At 61.2% G+C, this 17,760-nt stretch carries 17 protein-coding genes; 13 read left to right on the top strand and 4 right to left on the bottom strand.

Annotated features, from left to right (window positions below):
- The first annotated feature begins 316 nt into the window (after positions 1-316).
- From ABC969_RS16325 to ABC969_RS16295, 7 genes are all read left to right on the top strand, one after another.
- The gene (locus tag ABC969_RS16325) at positions 317-748 is read left to right on the top strand and encodes a BLUF domain-containing protein (protein ID WP_345866224.1); all 432 of its coding nucleotides are present in this window, start codon (positions 317-319) and stop codon (positions 746-748) included.
- Between the two features lie 466 nt (positions 749-1,214).
- Positions 1,215-1,649, top strand: coding sequence for a hypothetical protein (locus ABC969_RS16320; protein ID WP_345866223.1), 435 nt, complete (start codon positions 1,215-1,217; stop codon positions 1,647-1,649).
- Between the two features lie 127 nt (positions 1,650-1,776).
- Complete coding sequence (locus ABC969_RS16315) at positions 1,777-2,520, top strand: hypothetical protein (RefSeq protein WP_345866222.1); 744 nt, start codon at positions 1,777-1,779, stop codon at positions 2,518-2,520.
- 87 nt (positions 2,521-2,607) lie between these two features.
- Positions 2,608-2,808 carry a helix-turn-helix transcriptional regulator gene (locus tag ABC969_RS16310; protein ID WP_345866221.1) on the top strand — a complete coding sequence of 67 codons (201 nt, stop codon included), beginning with the start codon at positions 2,608-2,610 and terminating at the stop codon, positions 2,806-2,808.
- 97 nt (positions 2,809-2,905) lie between these two features.
- Positions 2,906-3,706 carry a helix-turn-helix domain-containing protein gene (locus ABC969_RS16305; RefSeq protein WP_345866220.1) on the top strand — a complete coding sequence of 267 codons (801 nt, stop codon included), beginning with the start codon at positions 2,906-2,908 and terminating at the stop codon, positions 3,704-3,706.
- Positions 3,707-3,725: 19 nt separating this feature from the next.
- The gene (locus ABC969_RS16300) at positions 3,726-4,190 is read left to right on the top strand and encodes a hypothetical protein (protein WP_345866219.1); all 465 of its coding nucleotides are present in this window, start codon (positions 3,726-3,728) and stop codon (positions 4,188-4,190) included.
- Between the two features lie 215 nt (positions 4,191-4,405).
- Positions 4,406-5,656, top strand: a complete 1,251-nt coding sequence (locus ABC969_RS16295; protein ID WP_345866218.1) for a site-specific DNA-methyltransferase — start codon at positions 4,406-4,408, stop codon at positions 5,654-5,656.
- 2 nt (positions 5,657-5,658) lie between these two features.
- Here the strand turns inward: ABC969_RS16295 and ABC969_RS16290 are convergent, their stop codons facing one another.
- The gene (locus ABC969_RS16290) at positions 5,659-6,180 is read right to left on the bottom strand and encodes a DUF3489 domain-containing protein (RefSeq protein ID WP_345866217.1); all 522 of its coding nucleotides are present in this window, start codon (positions 6,178-6,180) and stop codon (positions 5,659-5,661) included.
- A gap of 121 nt (positions 6,181-6,301) precedes the next feature.
- Between ABC969_RS16290 and ABC969_RS16285 the strand changes: the two genes are divergently transcribed.
- Both ABC969_RS16285 and ABC969_RS16280 read left to right on the top strand, forming a co-directional pair.
- Complete coding sequence (locus ABC969_RS16285; protein ID WP_345866216.1) at positions 6,302-6,835, top strand: phage terminase small subunit P27 family; 534 nt, start codon at positions 6,302-6,304, stop codon at positions 6,833-6,835.
- A 498-nt stretch (positions 6,836-7,333) separates the two neighbouring features.
- Positions 7,334-9,463 (top strand): hypothetical protein, encoded by a 2,130-nt coding sequence (locus ABC969_RS16280; RefSeq protein ID WP_345866215.1) that lies wholly within the window; start codon positions 7,334-7,336, stop codon positions 9,461-9,463.
- Positions 9,464-9,506: 43 nt separating this feature from the next.
- Here ABC969_RS16280 and ABC969_RS16275 read toward each other — a convergent pair whose 3' ends face one another.
- Positions 9,507-10,151: an abortive infection system antitoxin AbiGi family protein gene (locus ABC969_RS16275; RefSeq protein ID WP_345866214.1), complete on the bottom strand. Its 645-nt coding sequence runs from the start codon at positions 10,149-10,151 to the stop codon at positions 9,507-9,509.
- 53 nt (positions 10,152-10,204) lie between these two features.
- Positions 10,205-10,831, bottom strand: coding sequence for a DUF2026 family protein (locus ABC969_RS16270; RefSeq protein ID WP_345866213.1), 627 nt, complete (start codon positions 10,829-10,831; stop codon positions 10,205-10,207).
- 105 nt (positions 10,832-10,936) lie between these two features.
- On the opposite strand from ABC969_RS16270, the gene ABC969_RS16265 reads away from it, so the two are divergent.
- A complete protein-coding gene (locus ABC969_RS16265) occupies positions 10,937-12,022 on the top strand; it encodes a DUF3800 domain-containing protein (protein ID WP_345866212.1) in 1,086 nt (361 codons plus the stop codon).
- Positions 12,023-12,250: 228 nt separating this feature from the next.
- Here ABC969_RS16265 and ABC969_RS16260 read toward each other — a convergent pair whose 3' ends face one another.
- Positions 12,251-13,726: a patatin-like phospholipase family protein gene (locus ABC969_RS16260; RefSeq protein ID WP_345866211.1), complete on the bottom strand. Its 1,476-nt coding sequence runs from the start codon at positions 13,724-13,726 to the stop codon at positions 12,251-12,253.
- Positions 13,727-13,867: 141 nt separating this feature from the next.
- Between ABC969_RS16260 and ABC969_RS16255 the strand changes: the two genes are divergently transcribed.
- From ABC969_RS16255 to ABC969_RS16245, 3 genes are all read left to right on the top strand, one after another.
- Positions 13,868-15,487, top strand: coding sequence for an amidohydrolase family protein (locus ABC969_RS16255; RefSeq protein ID WP_345866210.1), 1,620 nt, complete (start codon positions 13,868-13,870; stop codon positions 15,485-15,487).
- A 20-nt stretch (positions 15,488-15,507) separates the two neighbouring features.
- Positions 15,508-16,545, top strand: coding sequence for a hypothetical protein (locus ABC969_RS16250; RefSeq protein WP_345866209.1), 1,038 nt, complete (start codon positions 15,508-15,510; stop codon positions 16,543-16,545).
- 868 nt (positions 16,546-17,413) lie between these two features.
- On the top strand, positions 17,414-17,740 hold the full coding sequence (locus ABC969_RS16245; protein ID WP_345866208.1) for a hypothetical protein: 327 nt from the start codon (positions 17,414-17,416) through the stop codon (positions 17,738-17,740).
- The last annotated feature ends 20 nt before the right edge of the window (positions 17,741-17,760 follow it).

The raw sequence follows: 17,760 nt of genomic DNA, 5'->3' as shown, positions 1-17,760 counted from the left end.
CCCGCGGCGCCGCGGCGCCCTGTTTGGCAATTTTGGCCCTCGTCGCTGCCCAGTAGTCGCACCGCCACACGGCCAGGCGCAGGTGCAGGCGCTGACGTCTAACCAAGGTCGCCTAATATCGTTGTCTGAAGAATGACGGCCGCAGCGGCACGCGCGAGCTGTGAACCTAACACAAATGGCTACGTCGGGAGTGCACGCTCCTCCTCCTGTCGAAAGCAGTGGATCGTCTTTAACAGTCGTGCGTTGATGGTAAGCATAATTCGTTTCAACAAAGCTATAGAGATTCAGCACTCATAGAACCAAGGAACTTGGTTTCATGCCCGATGACCTTCTTAAATCATTAATGTATGCGAGCACGAGCCAGCTTGTCTATTATGAAGGTGGAAATCATGTTCGTGACATTGTAGAATACTCAAGAGCTTGGAATGCCTCGGTCGGAATAACCGGAGCGTTGGTGTCTTCGGAGCAGCGTTTCGTCCAGTTCGTAGAGGGCCCGAGCAACGCGATAGACGAATTGCTTTCAAAATTGAGGGCAGACCGGCGGCACTCCGGCGTAACGGTAATCGAGGAAAGGATTGTTACTAAACGCAGGTTCGCGCAATGGAACCTCGCCTATTCGGGCCCCGACATTTTCATGGATCGAGACCTCGCCGAACTCCTGCATTCCGGCAGGAATGCGTCAAATCTCGCTATCGCAGCGCGGCTCAAACCCTTGCTGTCGACTGTCGCCAGCTGCAGTTGGCCCTGACCTACCATTCCGCCCCGGGAAGGCCGGCGGCGACGCACGGCTTGTCCGCGTGTCTTGCGGGAGGCTCGCCGAGCCAGAGACAGCCGGCGGAACGCTGAACCGTACCACCCCGTTGTCGCTGTCTACGGTATCCCTTGCGCCGAACAACCATTGCGCCTTGCCGCGTCGGCAATTTGAAGCATGTTGGCCGAACAAAGCATTTCGTGATCGCACCATCGTCGGCCAGCCCTTGCCACGCTGAGCTTTGCACGCGCCAGTGGGTCGTCTGGAGGGCAGTCCGATCAAGATGTGATGCCTTGGCGCCATCTACGTCAGACCCAATCGCACAGCTTTCCCATCGCGTTTCTAGGCAAACCGTTTCCGAACCGGAAGCTCTTCGGTCGCTCGTGGCCGGGCAATAGTGTAGCGATGTGCTCGAGCCGGGCGGTGAGCTTGGCAGGGTCCCCGTCCGGGCCTGGCACGATGAATGCCTAGCGATGCGCGCCATCACTCCGTAGTCCTCCTTGAGGCGGAGTCGTTCGCGGTAAGGACGGAACGGCAGTTTCGGCTTCCGCTCGACGTCTCGGCAGACAGGCGCTCGCCCAAGCGCGGCCTTGTGGACTTGTTGGCTTTTGCCCGCCAGGTGCAAGCAATCGTCTACCAGGAGCGGCAATTGGTAGAGGAGATAGCGCGGCGATTCTCCCGCCGCCCGAAGTTCATCACCCTCGCGCTGCGGCTGAACTATCTGGCACCCGACATCCTCTCCGCGATCGTGGACGGCCGACTGCCGTCAGATCCCACTCGGCGAAAGTTGCTGAACTCGAGCATTCCCATGGATTGCGCTCTGCAGCGGGCGCTTTTCGGTTTTGCGACAACACGATCCGCGACCGAACGACGAACATTTCTAACGGTTCGCTCTTAGTTTTGTATGAACCGATGTCTGCTCTTGGGTCACGAGAAATCAGCGGCGAACTTCCGGATGTGGGTCATTGCTGCCTCTAGCTGACGATTAGGCCCGCCGAGAGCGCCTGCGATGGGCTCCAATAGCCTTGCACGTACTGCGCGGCGAGCCGCATCAGGCAACCGCCGACAACTCATTTTCCAAAAATCATTCTACCATCCTTACCGCCGGATTGCGCAGACCTGCGTCCCGACGCTATGTTCCTTATATGTTCCGGTCCATTCAGCTATACGAGGCCTTCGCGCTGGTGGCGGTTCACGATGAGTGGACCACTTTTTCGGTGATGGAGACGCCCTACAATTCTGACCTCCCGCAATGCGATGAAGCAGGCTGGCCCACGATCTCTGTGGAAGAGGACCAGTGCTACCGGGCGCTGTGGGCGAGGTTCGCCTGCCGGGTCGAACGTAGGCTCTGGGCAGGAGATTGGACGGCAGAAGGAATGAATACGACACTTGGTCCGCGCTACGTTGAGATTGACACCCGATTGTGGGAATTTTTGCGACTTGAGCCGATGACAGATGTGGCAAGCGGCGAAGGTGTTCGCTTCACCCATCTGCGACTTTCTGCGACAGCGCCCGTCCTGGTCCCGAAATCGGTCGTACCACAAAGCCAAACGGCATCACTACGGGCACAACTGACCGCGTGGATTCGTAACGATGCCCGGGCCGCGAGCGGTCCGGTTCGGCGTGATGATCAAAAAGCGGCTGCCCGAGCTGCGTTTGTGGGCTGCGTCATCACTGACAACATGTTTCGAGATTGTCGGCGTGACGCCAACTTGGGCGAGGTATCCGTCCAGAGGGGCAGGCCAAAAGTGAAAGGGTTAGGGAAATGAACCGGGCGGCCGGTTTCCCCCCAATATAATTACGCGGCCGACACCTTCATCTTCGCTCCATCGCCAACTGGTTCGAGGAGCTACGTCATGACCATTACCCATTTGCACCAGGTTGAGCTTGCTCGCCGCTGGAAACTGAGCCCGCGTACGCTGGAGCGTTGGCGCTGGTTGGGGCAGGGGCCGCGCCATCTCAAAATCGGCGGCCGCGTTGTCTATACGCTGGAGGACGTTGAGGCGTTTGAAGCTGACAGCGTGCGTTCGAGCACCAGCTCGGGGCATCGCGCGTGATGCCGTTGGCTGCGATTGAACGGCCTGGCAACATTCGTAAGGCGCTGCGCTGTTTGGCGCTCAACCCGGCCGCAGTTTGGCCGGCAACGAGCAGTGCATGAGCCTGCAGCTGATGCGCGCAGCCTGGTCTTCCGGTCTGCCGCCGATCGACCGGCTGGTGCTGGTGGCATTGGCGGATTGGGCGAACGAGCGCGGCAGCTGCTGGCCGTCGATGCCAACGATCGCGAATAAGACCGGGGTCGACGTTCGTACTGCTCGCCGGGTGATGAAGCGGCTCGAAGAGGGCGGACACATCACCACCAACCGCCGCACTGGGAAGGTCATCCTTTATACCATCCACCCCGGACACAGTGACCCCGGACATACTGTCCCCGGACAGCGTGACCCCGGACAGCCTGCCCCCCGGACAGAGAATGCCCTGACCCCGGACACGGTGTCCCCCAATACATCAAGAACCACCATTAAGAGGAAGAAGACTTCGTCTTCTCCCTCTGGCGAGAGCTCGGTTTACCCGATGCCTGAGGGCGTCGATCGGCAAGCCTGGACGGACTTTCTCGCCAACCGAAAGCGCAAGCGGCTCTCGAATACCGTCAGCGCTCACAAAACCTTGATGGACGATCTGGCTCGCCATGCTTCCGCGGCATGGCCGGTGGCGCGCTTGATCGCGCACGCCGCCGGCAAAGGCTGGGCCAGCGTCCGTAACCCGGATGGAGACAATCGTGACAGCTTCATGGAACGCACTGGCCCGTCGGGCACTGGATTACGAGGAGCGCGGCCAGACCCCGCCCTCGACCTATACCTCGCAGGCGAAGCCGAACTCGCCGCAGAACGTGCCTGCCTCGATCAAGAGGCTGACAGGCGAGCTTGGCCTGCGTTATCGGCCCTCGGCGGCAGCTGACCTGGTCGCGCACAGCGCGATGCTTGCGCTGCTGGCGCGTGATTTGGCCGACGTTCCGGCGGACAGGCTCGAACGGGCGATCACCGAGTGGGTCCGCACCGAGCGCTGGATGCCGAAGGCGGCGGATCTGGTTGACATCTGCCAGCGCCACCAACGCGACGACCTTAACCTGCAACCAGAGGTGCGCGGCGTAACTGACGAGGTCGCAGCCTTTGTCGACGCGCGTAACGCCCTATTGGCTCACGCGCCGAAAGGGCGAAAAGACATCGAATGGTTCGTTGACGCGTCGGGTCAGGCAAAGTTGCGGTACAAGGGCTTTGAGTCCATCTCGCCCGACAGGGTGCCGGTCGAAGATGTTGACCGGTACAACAGCGCGCTGAGCAAGTTCGGCGCCGATTTTCGCTGGGACTGCGACGGCAGGATGAGGTTGCTCAAAGAAGACCCCGAGCCTGACGGGCGCGATAACGCCGGTCCTGCGTCCTAGCTCCAGAAGGCCAACGCCGCGGGGGACCGGGGGGGAGGGTGAAAGCTAGGATCGCTTCCCCGGGACACCGATGCCGATCTGAAAATTCCGCACCCGCGAAATTGCATAGGGGGTGGTCAACCCTCCAGCCTCGTGTCGAAAGGTGCCACAGCGCAGTCCCACGCAGAGCGGTGTCGACCGCAACGCGCTACTTCAGACCTGATCTGGAGGAAGTAATGACGGCACAAAACTGGCCCGCGGACAGCGTTGAGCGGTGGTCTCTCGAACGGCTGGTGCCATTTGCGCGCAACGCGCGGACGCATAGTCCGCAGCAGGTCGAGCAGATCGCCGCATCAATGCGCGAATGGGGCTGGACCAACCCGGTACTGGTCGATGACGCTGGCATGATCATCGCCGGCCACGGCCGGGTCGAGGCGGCAAGGAAGCTGGGGCTGACCGAAGCCCCGGTGATGGTCGCGCGCGGCTGGTCCGAGCCGAAGAAGCGCGCGTACGTCATCGCCGACAACAAGCTCGCGCTCAACGCTGGCTGGGACGAGGCCATGCTCGCGGCCGAGCTTTCCGAACTCGAAGCGGCATCGTTCGATCTCGACCTGCTTGGGTTCGATGACGGCGAGCTCGGTAAGCTGCTCGGTAGCGAAGACGGCGTCGATGGCGAGGACGATGTGCCCGACGTCCCAGACCTGCCAGTGAGCCGCGTAGGGGACCTTTGGGTGCTCGGCGCCCACCGCCTGCTTTGCGGAGACGCGACAGCGGCGGCCGATGTTGAGCGGTTACTAGCGGGCGTGAAGCCGCACCTGATGGTCACTGACCCGCCTTACGGCGTCGAGTACGATCCCAGCTGGCGCAACGACGCTGGCGTGTCGCAGAGCCGCCGTACCGGCAAGGTCTTGAACGACGACCGTGCCGACTGGAGCGGGGCATGGGCGCTGTTCCCTGGGGATGTGGCCTATGTCTGGCACGGCGCGCTCCATGCCGGCACGGTGGCCGACAGCCTTGCCGCGTCCGGGTTCGATATCCGCAGCCAGATCATTTGGACCAAGGAACGCCTGGTGCTCAGCCGCGGGCATTATCACTGGCAGCACGAACCCTGCTGGTACGCGGTAAGGAAAGGCGGCCGCGGCGAGTGGGCTGGCGGCCGCAAGCAGACCACAGTTTGGGCGATCGCCAGCAAGGATCAGGACGCCGCGACCGTGCATGGGACTCAGAAGCCCGTCGAATGTATGCGCCGCCCGATTCTCAACAACAGCAGTATTGGCCAAGCGGTCTACGAGCCGTTCATGGGGTCAGGCACCACGCTCATCGCCGCACAGACCAGCGGCAGGGCCTGCTACGGGATGGAGCTGAACCCGGCCTATGTCGATGTTGCAGTCAGCCGCTGGCAGCAACTGACCGGCGAAACTGCTACCCTTGATGTCGGAGGCGGCAGCTTCGTCGAGACAGCGGCGACAAGGCTCGGATCGTGCTGAGCCTAGCCCGTGATGCGGTAGACGCGACCGCGCACGTCATCCTTCGCGCTCGCTACCGTGTAACCCAGTTTCTTTGCGATTACGCCCGAGATCGCTCCGCGCACGCTGTGAGGCAGCCAGCCGGTTGCGTCCGTCATCTCGGCGATGCTGGCGCCGTCTGCCCGATGCAGCAGTTTGATGAGCAAGTCGCGCGCGCGCCCATTCTCTCGCGCCGGCAACTGTTCGACGAGCGGCTCGACGTTGCGCTCGTATCGCTTAGCCGAGTGTACGACATCGCCGCTGAGAGCCTGCGCGCCGGCATCAGTGATCCGCAAAGTGAGCGGCTCACCGTCATCGTCGCACCGCCACACTGTTGCATGGTCGTCAGCACGCCCTTCCTCGAGCAGCCCGCGTTTCAGCAGGCTCTTGGCGATGTTACCGACGGCGCCCCCTTTGAGCGGGGCGGTGATCGGGTAGATGGAGCGGTCGGCGCGGGGCAGAGCAGGGGCCAGCACTGCGCGTTGGGCGTCGGTCAGGTCGGGCATCGGTCAATCTCCTCGATAGAGCCGGTAGCGGCTCACGAGGACGAGCCCCGACAAAGGGGCCGCCGCGCTACTGCGCACTGCATCGAAACTCTGCGCGCGCGTACGAACCCATGCTCGGATCGTGGGGCGTATCAACTCCTATCTGCATCCATCCACCGTGCAGGGCCGTAAGCCCAAGCCATCCGCGTTGAAGGCAGTGACCGGCAATGCGGGAAAGCGGCGCATCAATAAGGCGGAACCACAGCCCGGGGGAGACCTGTTTGCGGCGCCGGACTGGTTGAGCGACAGCCAGCGCGAGGGCTGGGCATATGCGATCACCCATGCGCCCTACGGCCTCCTCAAGCAGCTCGACCGCTCGGTGCTGGCCATCTGGGTCGTGGCTGAGGACCTGCACCGCGAGGCCGCCATGAAGATCGCGCAATACGGACTGCTGACGAAGTCGCCGAATGCGGGCCTGCCCTTACAGTCGCCGTATCTAGCGATCCTCAACAAACAGGCGCAGATCATGTTGAAGGCCGGCGCCGAGCTCGGCTTTTCGCCATCAAGCCGCTCGCGGGTTCAGGTTGGCAGCAGCATCGATGGTGCCGCACGCCGCGGGGGCGGTTCCGAAAGCGTCAGGCACCCTAACTCCCATTGGGACTTTGATCGGTGGTGAACAGGTCGGTAGGGAGGACACAGTTCGCCGTTTGCAGACCTGCCACTTGCGGAGGCCGCGGGGGAAGGGGGCATCGTTCATTTGGCTTCGGCGGCCTTAAAGACCAAACCCGGCCGCTCACGGCGTGATTGCGCCGCTCGAAGCGGACCTCGGTTCGTGTGCGACGTGCTCGCCTTCTGCGGCCCAGCGCTATCGCCATCAAGGACGAGGTTTGGGACGTTGCTGTCGTTTCCAGGTGGAGCTTTAAACGGCAGGCTTTGTCAGGAGCAGACACACGACGTTTGTCCATCTGGCACAGCAGATCGACAGAGTGTGAGCCGTCAGCGGAATGACGGGATTGATGTTTAAGGACTCCGAGGGCTGCCCGCCAGCCGCCTTCCGCGCGGCAAGGAGCGTTATGTTGCTTGCCGGGCCTCACCACCCGCCAGCGGCCTTGACTTCGAGAGGGTCGTCCCGCCATGAACGATAAACCGAACTGTGCCTTTCTACGGATCGAAAATGACGCTGGACATCCGTGGAAGCCTAAAGAACACGAAGATAAGTTCAGATGGATACGTCGTCCTCGAAGAACTCATCTCGAACTCCATCGACGCCTTCCTAATTAGACAGCACGCCGATCCGCAGTCGCGCAGCCTTACAGTTTCTGTTGAGGTCGATTTCACTTCGACTGGACTCCTCGGAGACGGCACGGACATATCGATAACCTGCACCGACAACGGCTGTGGCTTCGGTGACGACCAGGCCGATGCATTCGTAACGAAGGACACTTCGTACAAGGATGACCTGTCGATCGCCGGCATTGGGAAGTGCAGGGGCTCAGGCCGAATCCAGTACTTCCACCACTTCGAACGCGTCGGGGTCCGGAGCACCTTCCGCACCGATGATGGGGCCGTCACCCGCACCCTCCTGCCCGACGCTGGGCGCAGGAAGATCGACGTCGCCGACTTCGGCATTTCCGACGGCGACGAGCGCGCGATCGGCACCTCGATCAGGCTCGAGGCCATGAGGGAGGCGACCCGCGCCAAGCTCTACAAGGCTGAATCCCTCGCCGACGTCTTCTCGGCGGCGAACATGCGCCGCAACATGCTCATCGCCTTCCTTCAGCGACTGGTAAGCCTCACGGCGCAGCTCGGCGAATTCGTCATCGCGTTTGAGACGCGCAATTCTAAAGGCGGCATCGAAAGCAGCAGCCTGACCGCATCCGACCTGCCCGAGGTCACAGTGGTGCGGTCGACCGAAGTCGTCGAGCGGGATGCCCGCTCCGGCGACCCGCTCGGCAGTACGGAGACATTCACCCTCTCCCACTACCGGCTCGACGCCCAGACGTACGACCTGCCGCGTAACGCCATCTCGTTCTGCGCGCGCTCGTCGCCGGTCGAGGACATCACCCGGCGCTACCTGAAGACGGTCGCCGAGCAGAACCGTCCGGTCGAGGGTTTCCATCACATCGTGCTGATCGAGGCCGATCTGCTCGACCGCCGCGTCAACGAGCAGCGGGACGGCTTCGACGGAATCCCGGAGGAGATGCCGGTCTACGACCTGTTCACCGACGCGACGATCGCCTACTCAGACGTTTACGACCGGATCGACCCGATCATCGCGGAGATGGTCACACCGTCCGGTTGGAGCAAGGACGACGTCATCAGGGACGTCGCCGACAGGTTCGGCGTCATCCAGGCGATGCTCACCGACACCGACACGCGCGTCATCTACGGCGACAGCGCCAAGTCCGTCGCCGAGCGCGTACTGAAGAAGTACCAAGAGCGCATCGTCGCCGACACCGCCGAGATCTTCGATCTGCGCGCCGAGATTGAGACGGCTGAGCCTCACACCGCCGACTTCCGGCACAAAATCAACGAGCTTTCCTGGAAGTATACGTCGTCGCTCAAGACATTTGACATGGCCAACCTCTCCCAGCTCGTCGTCCGCCGGGCCGCCATCGTCGAGATTCTGAAGCTCGCCTGTGGCTGGGGTCTTGCCGTGCAGGCAATCGACGACGGCCAGCGCCGCAAGGACGAGCAGATCATCCACAGCATCTTCTTTCCGATGCGCAAGGATAGCCACGAGACGTCCGACCACGACATCTGGCTCCTGAGTGAGGAGTACCAGTACTACGACTACATCGCGTCGGATAAGCCGCTCTCCCAGATCGAGTGGGACGATGGCGGCAAACTGTTCGACCCAGCCATCGACGAGGAACTGGCAGCCACTCTGCGCCGGCGGTCCCAGGACCACGCGGCAAAGCGGCCCGACATCGCGATCTTCGGCAAGGAGGGGGCCGCGATAATCATTGAGTTCAAGGCGCCCGGCGTGCCCATGGACGAACATATCGGCGACCTGTCGCGATACGCGCACCTGCTAGCCGCCAAGTCCAACGGCCGCCTGAAGAAGTTCTACGGCTATCTCGTTGGCGACACCCTCGATCCGCTGGGGATGATCGGCTGGAAGAAGTTCGCATCTGGACGCAGCTACTTCCACACCAGCGATCTGCAGGATCCGGACACCGGGCGCATGCTGGGCGAGCTTTACGCGGAGACCCTGCTTTACGAGGACATCGTGAACCGGGCGAGCAAGCGCATTGGGGTGTACCGGGAGAAGCTGCAGATCGACTTCTCGAAGAAGTCGTAGACGTCCATCGGGGCCCCGGCCCTGGACCCTCCGTCAACGCAGGTCAGCCGTAGAGAGCCGCTGCTATCTGATCCTCACCCCAGTACGGATCGACGAAGGGACATTCGTAGCTCGGCCCGATGTTCTCGATCTTCGCCGAATGGAAGAAGTCCCCCGCGGCCTCGTGAAGGCTCTCCGGAATAATCAGGAAAGCAGGGTCGGTCACCGAGAAGTCGAGGTCGCCGACATGCCGCCATTCCCTCTCCCATTCGTACAGGTACGTCGACGAGCCGTAGGTGCCCGACAGATCCACGAACGGCGCCACGCGCCAGACGGGCGAGTTCGGGTCGTGTGCCGCCGCCTGCACCATCGCGTTGACGGCCTGCGCCTGCGGTGTGTCCTTGTAGGCGTAGAGGATGGGCCCACCACCGCGCTCAACGATAAACTCCTTCCGGAAGCCGATGCCATGGAGGCCTCGAACGTCCGCCAGCCGCTTCAGGTGATGGAGCGGCACCTCGCTGAAGCAGACCGACCTGCGCGCCGGAGCCAGCTTGCGTCCGGCGCCGAAGGCGTTCGCCGCGACGATCCGTCGCTGAGCGAGGATGGAGATCGCGTTGTCATAGGCGGTCTCCGGCGGATGCTCCTTCGCGAAGTGCACCACGAACTTCGACATGTCCTTCCACGATGGGTCGATGCTGCCGATCAGCATCGCTCCGCTCCTGCCGGACGGGACGGACATTTGGGGAGTATGCGCATAGGTCTTCACCACGCTCCACGGGCGAACGTGTTCGGCAGCCGCAGCTCGCGTACAATCCCGTCGTTACTTCCGATGGTCATCGACGGCCTCTGCCTTCCGCGTCGCGATCCAAACCACTGATCGGCGATCTGGATGATGTCCGTGTTCAACGGACGGTTCAGGATGCTGTCGACCAGCCTCTCGCTCAGGCCGGGATCAGCCATGGCATAAAAGTCGCCCGAATTCTTGAGATCGTCCAGGCTCGCGGCTTCTCGGTCCAGCCGCTTTTGAAACATCCGCCGAGGGATCGTCACCTCCTGCTGCGCGTCCCTGAATGCCTCTTCATATAACGGCGACATGAAGTCGATGACGTGCGTCTTCGTCTGCACCCACATGTGGAAGCCGTCCTCGTCGATCTCGACCGTACCGCCGCCGTCACGACCGAAGAGCATATTCTGCTCGGGCGCAACGCACATCGCGAAGCCCCCCGCCACCGCGCTTGCCTTGATCCCGTAGTGCTTGTTCAAGATCAAGGCGCCGATGCATGCGAAAAGGGTGCACGCCTTCCCCGAGTTTCCTTCGGCCTCGATGGTGCCGTGGATGACCTGGTGGATGCGGTTGAACTCGGACATCGGGAAGAGAAAGTTGCTCATGGCGCTCGCACTGTGGCTCGGTCAGTTTACCGCAGTCGATATGATCGGGCGCGAATCCGAAAAGCAACGCTTACATCGGTCCGGGCCAAACCATACATTGCTGACATGACGACGATATACATAGATGAATCGGGTTACACAGGTGACGACCTTTACAATTCCGACCAGCCGTACTTCACCATCGCCTCGTCCCTGATCGGTGACGACGAGGCGGCCGAGATCCTGCGGCGCTGCTTCCCGCGGTATCAGGGCGCAGAGTACAAGTTCGGCAACATCTGGAAGCGGGATACCCACCGTGCCGGTCTACGCACCCTCGCTGCCGACATCCCGCCGCTCGCCGACCGCCTCTTCTTCTACGTGATCGACAAGCGCTTCTCGCTGATCGTCAAAATGTTCGAGTATCTCCTCGAACCGACCTTCACCGCCAACGGCTACGACTACTATGGCAACGGATACGCTCGCCGCTACATGAACACTATTCATCGGGATCTTCTTCGGTTCGGCGGCGAGGCGCTGTACGAGGAGACCGCGAAGCGGTGGGACGCCTTCGCCCGCACGCCCAGCCGCGAGACCATGGACGCGTTACGCGAGCATCTTGTCACCACCGCGGCCGCTTCCGACCATCCGATCTCGACGATTTTCGCCATGCTAGCGCACGGTGCCAGGCGCTTCGAAATCGACAACCCGAACCTGGAGTCGTTCACCGACAGCAGCGAGATCCAACTCACCGCAGTGTTCGCAACCGTCGTCCACTGGCGTCAGCGCCGGTCTGAGGACCTCGATGTCGTCCACGACGAGTCCAGCAACTTCCTGCGGCAGCGCGACGTCTGGGACACGATCCTGCGCGACGACTGCGAACCCGGTCCGGCCGAGATGGGCGACGGTACCACTGTCGACTTCCCGCTGCGCGTCCGCAGCACGACCGCCGTCCGCTCCCATGAGTCCGCCGCCGTGCAGCTCTGCGACGTCATCGCCGGCCTTGGCGCCAAGGCGTCCCTCTTCTTCGACGGACGCGAGAGGGATCCCTTCATGGTCGAACTGATCGCCCTAGGGGCAGGCGAACTCACGTTCAACGGCGTCAGGCCGCACGAGGACTATGCCGACGAGCAGATGCCTCGCAAGACTGGGCCGGACATGCTCGACCACATGGTCGGCGTGCTCGAACCGCACTTCAGTCGCCGGCCGAAGTGACCGCCGCAGGCAATAAAGCAGCGCACGGCCGTCTTCGGCGTTAGCTGACGTTCCCAGCGCATTATCGCAATGGCGTATGTTGGTCGACATCGGTTGAACTTGTTTTCAACGTCAATGCTCGCTCGTCTGATGCTTGAGCCTGTGAACTAATACCGAAATATCGCCCGTTCTGAGCTGGTTTGCGGATATGCATCCGCGCTCCCCATTCGATCGATGGGCTGTAAGCAATCACTGCTGAGATGTAAGCACCACTTGAGGTTCGTATTTTGCCCAATCGAGATTTTCAGCGACTTTCGCGCCGTAACGAATCAAGCAACGCATGTAACGGGGATGGAACTCGTGGGGTCTTGGCTTCTCCAGTTTCTCGTCTTCGCGGGACCAATCAGCGCAAGTCCGGGCAACGTCCTCGAACGGCCGGTCGGAATCAATCGGTGTTCGCAGCCCGTTCACCCTGAACATGCCGCCATCCATCTCGTCCGGCAAAATACGCACAAAATGCACGTTCATCGCGTCCAAAGCATCGTCTTTCACACAGTCCTGTCCATCGCCCGCCAGTGGCTCACGCTGGCACCATGCGGCGTCCCGCCGAGCAAGCTCGACCGACGAGACATAGGACTGGTTGATGAGGATCGACAGGGACCTAAATGCAAGGGCCGGGAAGCTCCAGTCGCCATGTGCGCGACTTTTCAGTGCGGTCGGCGGAATTGGGTCTCCCGCAATCCCACCCTTGCAGTCGGCCAAGTCACATTTGGCGGTTGTCTGTAATGTGCCGTTGACCACGACGAACAAATTGGGCCGCTCCCCGGCCGCAATGCGCTGCTTCATCATGCGTCGACCCAGCTCAAGCATCTGGGCAGGCAGCACACCAAACCGCGCACCGCCATCTATGAACATCTTGCCTTCGATGAAGCTGGGCTGTGCCGCAATGGGCACCGAGGATGAGGCTACCAATGCTTCGGCATAGCACTTGCGGAGGGTTTCTTGCCGCAACGGACTCCTCTCTGCCACATAGTCTTCGGCCATCTTGGTGAGATCGAAGGCAACCGCCAACCCGGTATCGAGCTCAACCGCGCCGGCGAACAGCTTGCGGCCGTCGCCAGCCTCCTGCGCAACGCGGCCCAGCCTTTGGGCGGTCAGAATGCCTCGCGGGTCGTCAGGCCCTGTGCCAAGGAGTTGGCCGCGCAAAGGGACCAGCTCGGCAAGCGCACCCTTCTTCACGATTGTCACTGCGGCCTTGATAGCCTCGACCCCGCCGCCGTCTATCTGAGCGGCCGTGTTGGCCTGAAGCAGTTCGCCTTCCGCAACCACGGCGTAGCGGTTCACGATCTCCCCGGGTTCGCCGATGAAGACTAGAGTGGACTGGAGCGCGCCGGTGCTGATTCCGGTGACGACGCGAAAGCGCGGCAGGCTTCCCCCGCGCATCTCGGACCAGCGCTGCATGAACCCGGCACCGAACGCGCCATGCTGGCTGCCACCGGATAGAAAGAGCATGGAGTCGCTGACGGGTTCAGTCTTCGAAGCGGCCCGCTCGGTTCGGGCCGCGGCCGTGACGCGATCAAGAAAAGGGTCACCAACCAGCCCGTTCGGCGGCGGAGAAATGCCCACAGCGATGGCGTAGTTCAAGCAGGTGTAGGGCTGGCCCGGCACGCCGGCGTACTGTTTAGGCTTCACAGAAAGCGAGCAAGCCGAAACGGCGATAGCCACAACAATCGCTGCAAAAGATCGAAATAGCATCCTGCCCCCTTACTTTCTGAACAAATAGTGACACAGTAGATGTTGGGGCTCAAGACCGTATCCGCAGTGTTTACTGCGGGAGTGCGGTGCGGCCTGGCAGGGGAATATGTCATGGCAGATCAGCTGGGGCTTCATGTATGGACCAGAAGAACCCTGCTTCACGTGCTGTCACTACTCCCCTTTGTCGGCACATCAGCCTGTCGGGCCGGCGAGGACGGTGGACTGCCAGGTCCTAGCGCTCCTGCCCTGAAACCACTCATCGACGTGCATTGCCACCTGTTCAATGTCACTGACCTTCCGGCAGCACGTTTCACGCAGACCGTAATGCTGAAAAATTATGCCCATCGCGGGCCACTGCGGCCGTGGGAATTAGCGCTAACTAAGGCGCTCAATACCATTGAACGTCTTCTGCAGACCGGTGTGGTCCGCGCCCAGGCCGAAGCCGCGGCGGCCCCCGGTCTCGCAGATCAGACCATGGAACTTACGCCGACGGAGGAAACCAGCCTCGCGAAGGCCCAGGCCGACGCACAACAGGCTCTTGCTGAGGGCCACGCGGAAGGGCTGGGCACCGTCACCAGGTCCGACTGTGAACGGTCGAGCGGCCTGTCCCCCAACCTGAAGAGTGTCGTCGGCTGGCTGCGAAGCCTTCGCTCGTCGCGAAGAGCGCTGGCCCGGGAGCTTGTCGCGGCGAACCATGCCAGCGGGTTTGAAGCAAAGCTGCTTTGTCCGGCCCTGGTCGACTACTCTCATTGGCTAGACGCGCCGCTTACCTCACCGATTCCGGACCAGATGGTTGCCGCGGCGCGCCTGTCGAGAGACCCCGTCCTGCCCGCCGTCCACGGCTACATGGCCTATGATCCCCTGCGCCGGGCGCTCTTTCGGGCTGGCAAGTTGCGCCCGGGGGACGACTGGGATCCGCTTGCAATCGTGAAAGATGCCTTGGTTGATCACGGCTTCCTCGGCGTAAAGGTCTATCCTCCGATGGGTTTTCGGGCGAGCGGCAACGCCGGGGCGGGACAAACCTACCCCCCCAAGGTCGAGGACGCGTTCGGCGGCTCGGACCCGACCGGGCGCGCTATCGACGAAGCGCTGGACGAACTCTGGCAGCTATGCGTGGACCTTGATGCGCCGGTCCTCGCCCATGCGGCCAACTCCAACATGGCCGGGTTCAACTTTGGTCGCCGTGCCGATCCTTCCTATTGGTTGCCTGTCGCTGATCATCATCCTCATTTGCGGATCGTGCTCGGTCACTTCGGCCGGTTTGGCACTTATGCGGACGGTCAAGCCCCGGGCGGCAGCTGCTCGGGCGATGTCCCCTTTGCAAAGACCTGGGAAGCAGCCTTTGGTCGGTACATCCGGGCTCGCCCCGAGTGCCGGCTCTATGCCGATATCAGCTTTCTCTCGGATATCTTTCGCCCCCAAGAAAGGAAGCGGGCCCAAGGTGGGCTTCGCGCCTATCTGGCGGCATTCGACCCCGCTGGCCGGCATCTGGTTTATGGAAGCGATTGGGTAATGCTCGGGATCGAAAAGGAATATCCCCGCCGTGGCGGCTATCCGCACCGCGTCGCTGACTTCCTCACAGAATGCGGTCTTAATGACGAAGCCGTCGCCGGCGTGATGCAAAACAATGCTCTTCGTTGCCTAGGACTGGATGGTCCAACCGGGTTACGTCGACGGCTCGAAGCCTTTCTGTCGAGAAACGGGCTGCCGGCATCGCGCCTGCCTGGATAAGCAAAAAAAGGGGAAGAGTTATGCGTGCATTTGCCGTAGCAGCCGCCTGCAGCCTGGTGCTGGCTACCGCCAATCCGGTCGCTGCCTACTACGTTCGGATCAAGGGGAAACCCCATGAGCGGATGACAGCGGCAGCAATCGACTGTTTGGCCCGCGGTCAGGTCTATCCGATCAAGTGCACCCTGCCGACCGCAGCGACGCCCTTGCGCAAGCAGCCTCTGCACGGGCGCAAATACCTGCGTGAGACACGCTGGCCCGACGATCCCACTCGCCAGTCTTCGACCACAGGTCTTCTCAAGTTTCTCGCGAATGTCGGTGCCGACCGGTGCCTGAACTATGTTGGACGCGAGTTTTTCGCCGGGCTGATGTGCAACAGCCACTACGGGACCCTGCAGTTCTTCCACGCAATGTCGCCCAGCGCGGGATCGGAAGCCTTTGAGCCGACGCGCACCATGATGCTGGAATGGACCGCCTTGGCGTTCAGGGTGTCAACAGGCGAGGTAAAGAGCAGCGCGCCCTTCTGTACCACGGCGCGTCAGTACGGTGCAGCCGGAGACGCTCTGGCCCCCGCAGCCTTCCCCTTCTGCGATCGGTGGACCGTCGCTTCGCTATTTGGGCAGACATGCAGTTTTATCTTCAACTCCACGAGCTGCACACAAAACAATAGCGAGGACAGGATCCGCCGGGCGGCGCTGGGCGCCCTGCTGCACATGATACAGGACAGCTTTTCCCGCTCCCATGTTGGTCGCGGCGAGTCCATGCCCAACGGGCCGTTCGATCAGGCAGTCGTACGCTGTCAGCCGGTCAAGGTATTCTATCACTATTCACTGGAACAGAAAACAAATCACCCCAACGCGGACCTCGAACCCGCATTTGATCAGAGCTGCGATTCAGAGGGCTCGGTTGATCCGATCACGGCGTCCGCTCGCATGATCTGGCTGGCGGAACATCGCTGTGACGCATATTGGGCTGTTGATCTGATGAGTGTCGGGGTAGTCGATAGCCGGCCGACCAGGGCGCCTGATGTTAGACAGTGCCGAACACCGATCACGTCCTAGCTTTGTCACGCTAGAGACGTAGCTGGCGCGTTCAGTCGGCCTGATGTGAAGCCAGTATAGCACGGACTCAGGTCGCCGAACTAAGGTATCCATCAACTTCAGGGCGACCGGCAACCTCCGCGCCGCTCCCATCCGCTTAGGCATCGGCCGGAGATGTCGGCTTTGACCACTGAAGCTGCCGTTCCGGCGCGAGCATAGAAGGGCGTGAGTTGGTCGAGAGCTGCCGACCGCCTCGCCGCCGCGTTGACCCAGAAACGGCCACGCAGCAGCCTGTTTACAATTCCTTGAACCAGACACTCGTTCATTCTCATAATACGACCACGCTCGAGCTTTTGGGTTGACGGATGACCAAGGCGGCGTTGAAAAATCCACCTATCTATGGGCGCCACGGCGATATCATTAACCCAATAGTCCCTGACACTTTGCCAAATACTGGTGACCGGATGGGCTCCTGCTACCTCTGCTATAATGGGCAATATCGCCATTTGACCCGGGACCGCCTTTGACAAGCGCGCCTATGTAATGCGGCGGTCCACCCGCCCAGCAGGTTTCAGCGTCGACCAAATCGGTCCTCTTGACTATTACTTCGGAGGCCTCGGCGACCAATGGTACGTGTTGCTACGGTGGTATCCTTCCGGCTTGTCATGTTGAAATAATGCCCAAGATCAACCGCCCACAGAGCCTCAAAGCCCCATTTACAATTACCAACGGAGGAGCGACAGCCGATATAATGTCATGTCCAGAAATTTGGATTCTTATGCAAAAATATAACAAGGACGTAAAATATGTCATCACCTTCACCAAGTAATGCTATTCTGATATGCGTCATACATAGCTTGCGTAAATAGGCCTTTGATTGGGAAGTCATATGCAAGAAGACGCAAAGCCCCCACCTGCTAAGTCTCTGGAAACAACAACCCATTTCGTTGTCGAAATTGTAGCAGGGGACGCGACTCATTATGCTGTCTGCGAACGCATCCTGCTGGTTGGTCCCGGTACCGACACCGGCTTGACACCCCAAATTCTCAACGGCCTCTTCGGTGCTCGGCCTCTGCGCGCGCTGCCGCTGCCGACCAGCGGCGAGCACGGCCTTGGCGCTTTCGGCGGCTTGCTGGCGCGTGGGCAATCTTCGCGGGGCGCTTTGGTGTCCGTCACGATCAACAATAACTCCGGCAGCGACGACAATATTCACTGAACAATCCGAACACTGGACCG

Source organism: Sphingomonas qilianensis, assembly GCF_039614825.1.
GTDB classification, from domain to species: Bacteria; Pseudomonadota; Alphaproteobacteria; order Sphingomonadales; family Sphingomonadaceae; genus Sphingomonas; species Sphingomonas qilianensis.
Note: the sequence above shows the minus strand (reverse complement) of the source record. Positions and strands in the feature narration are given on the sequence as shown.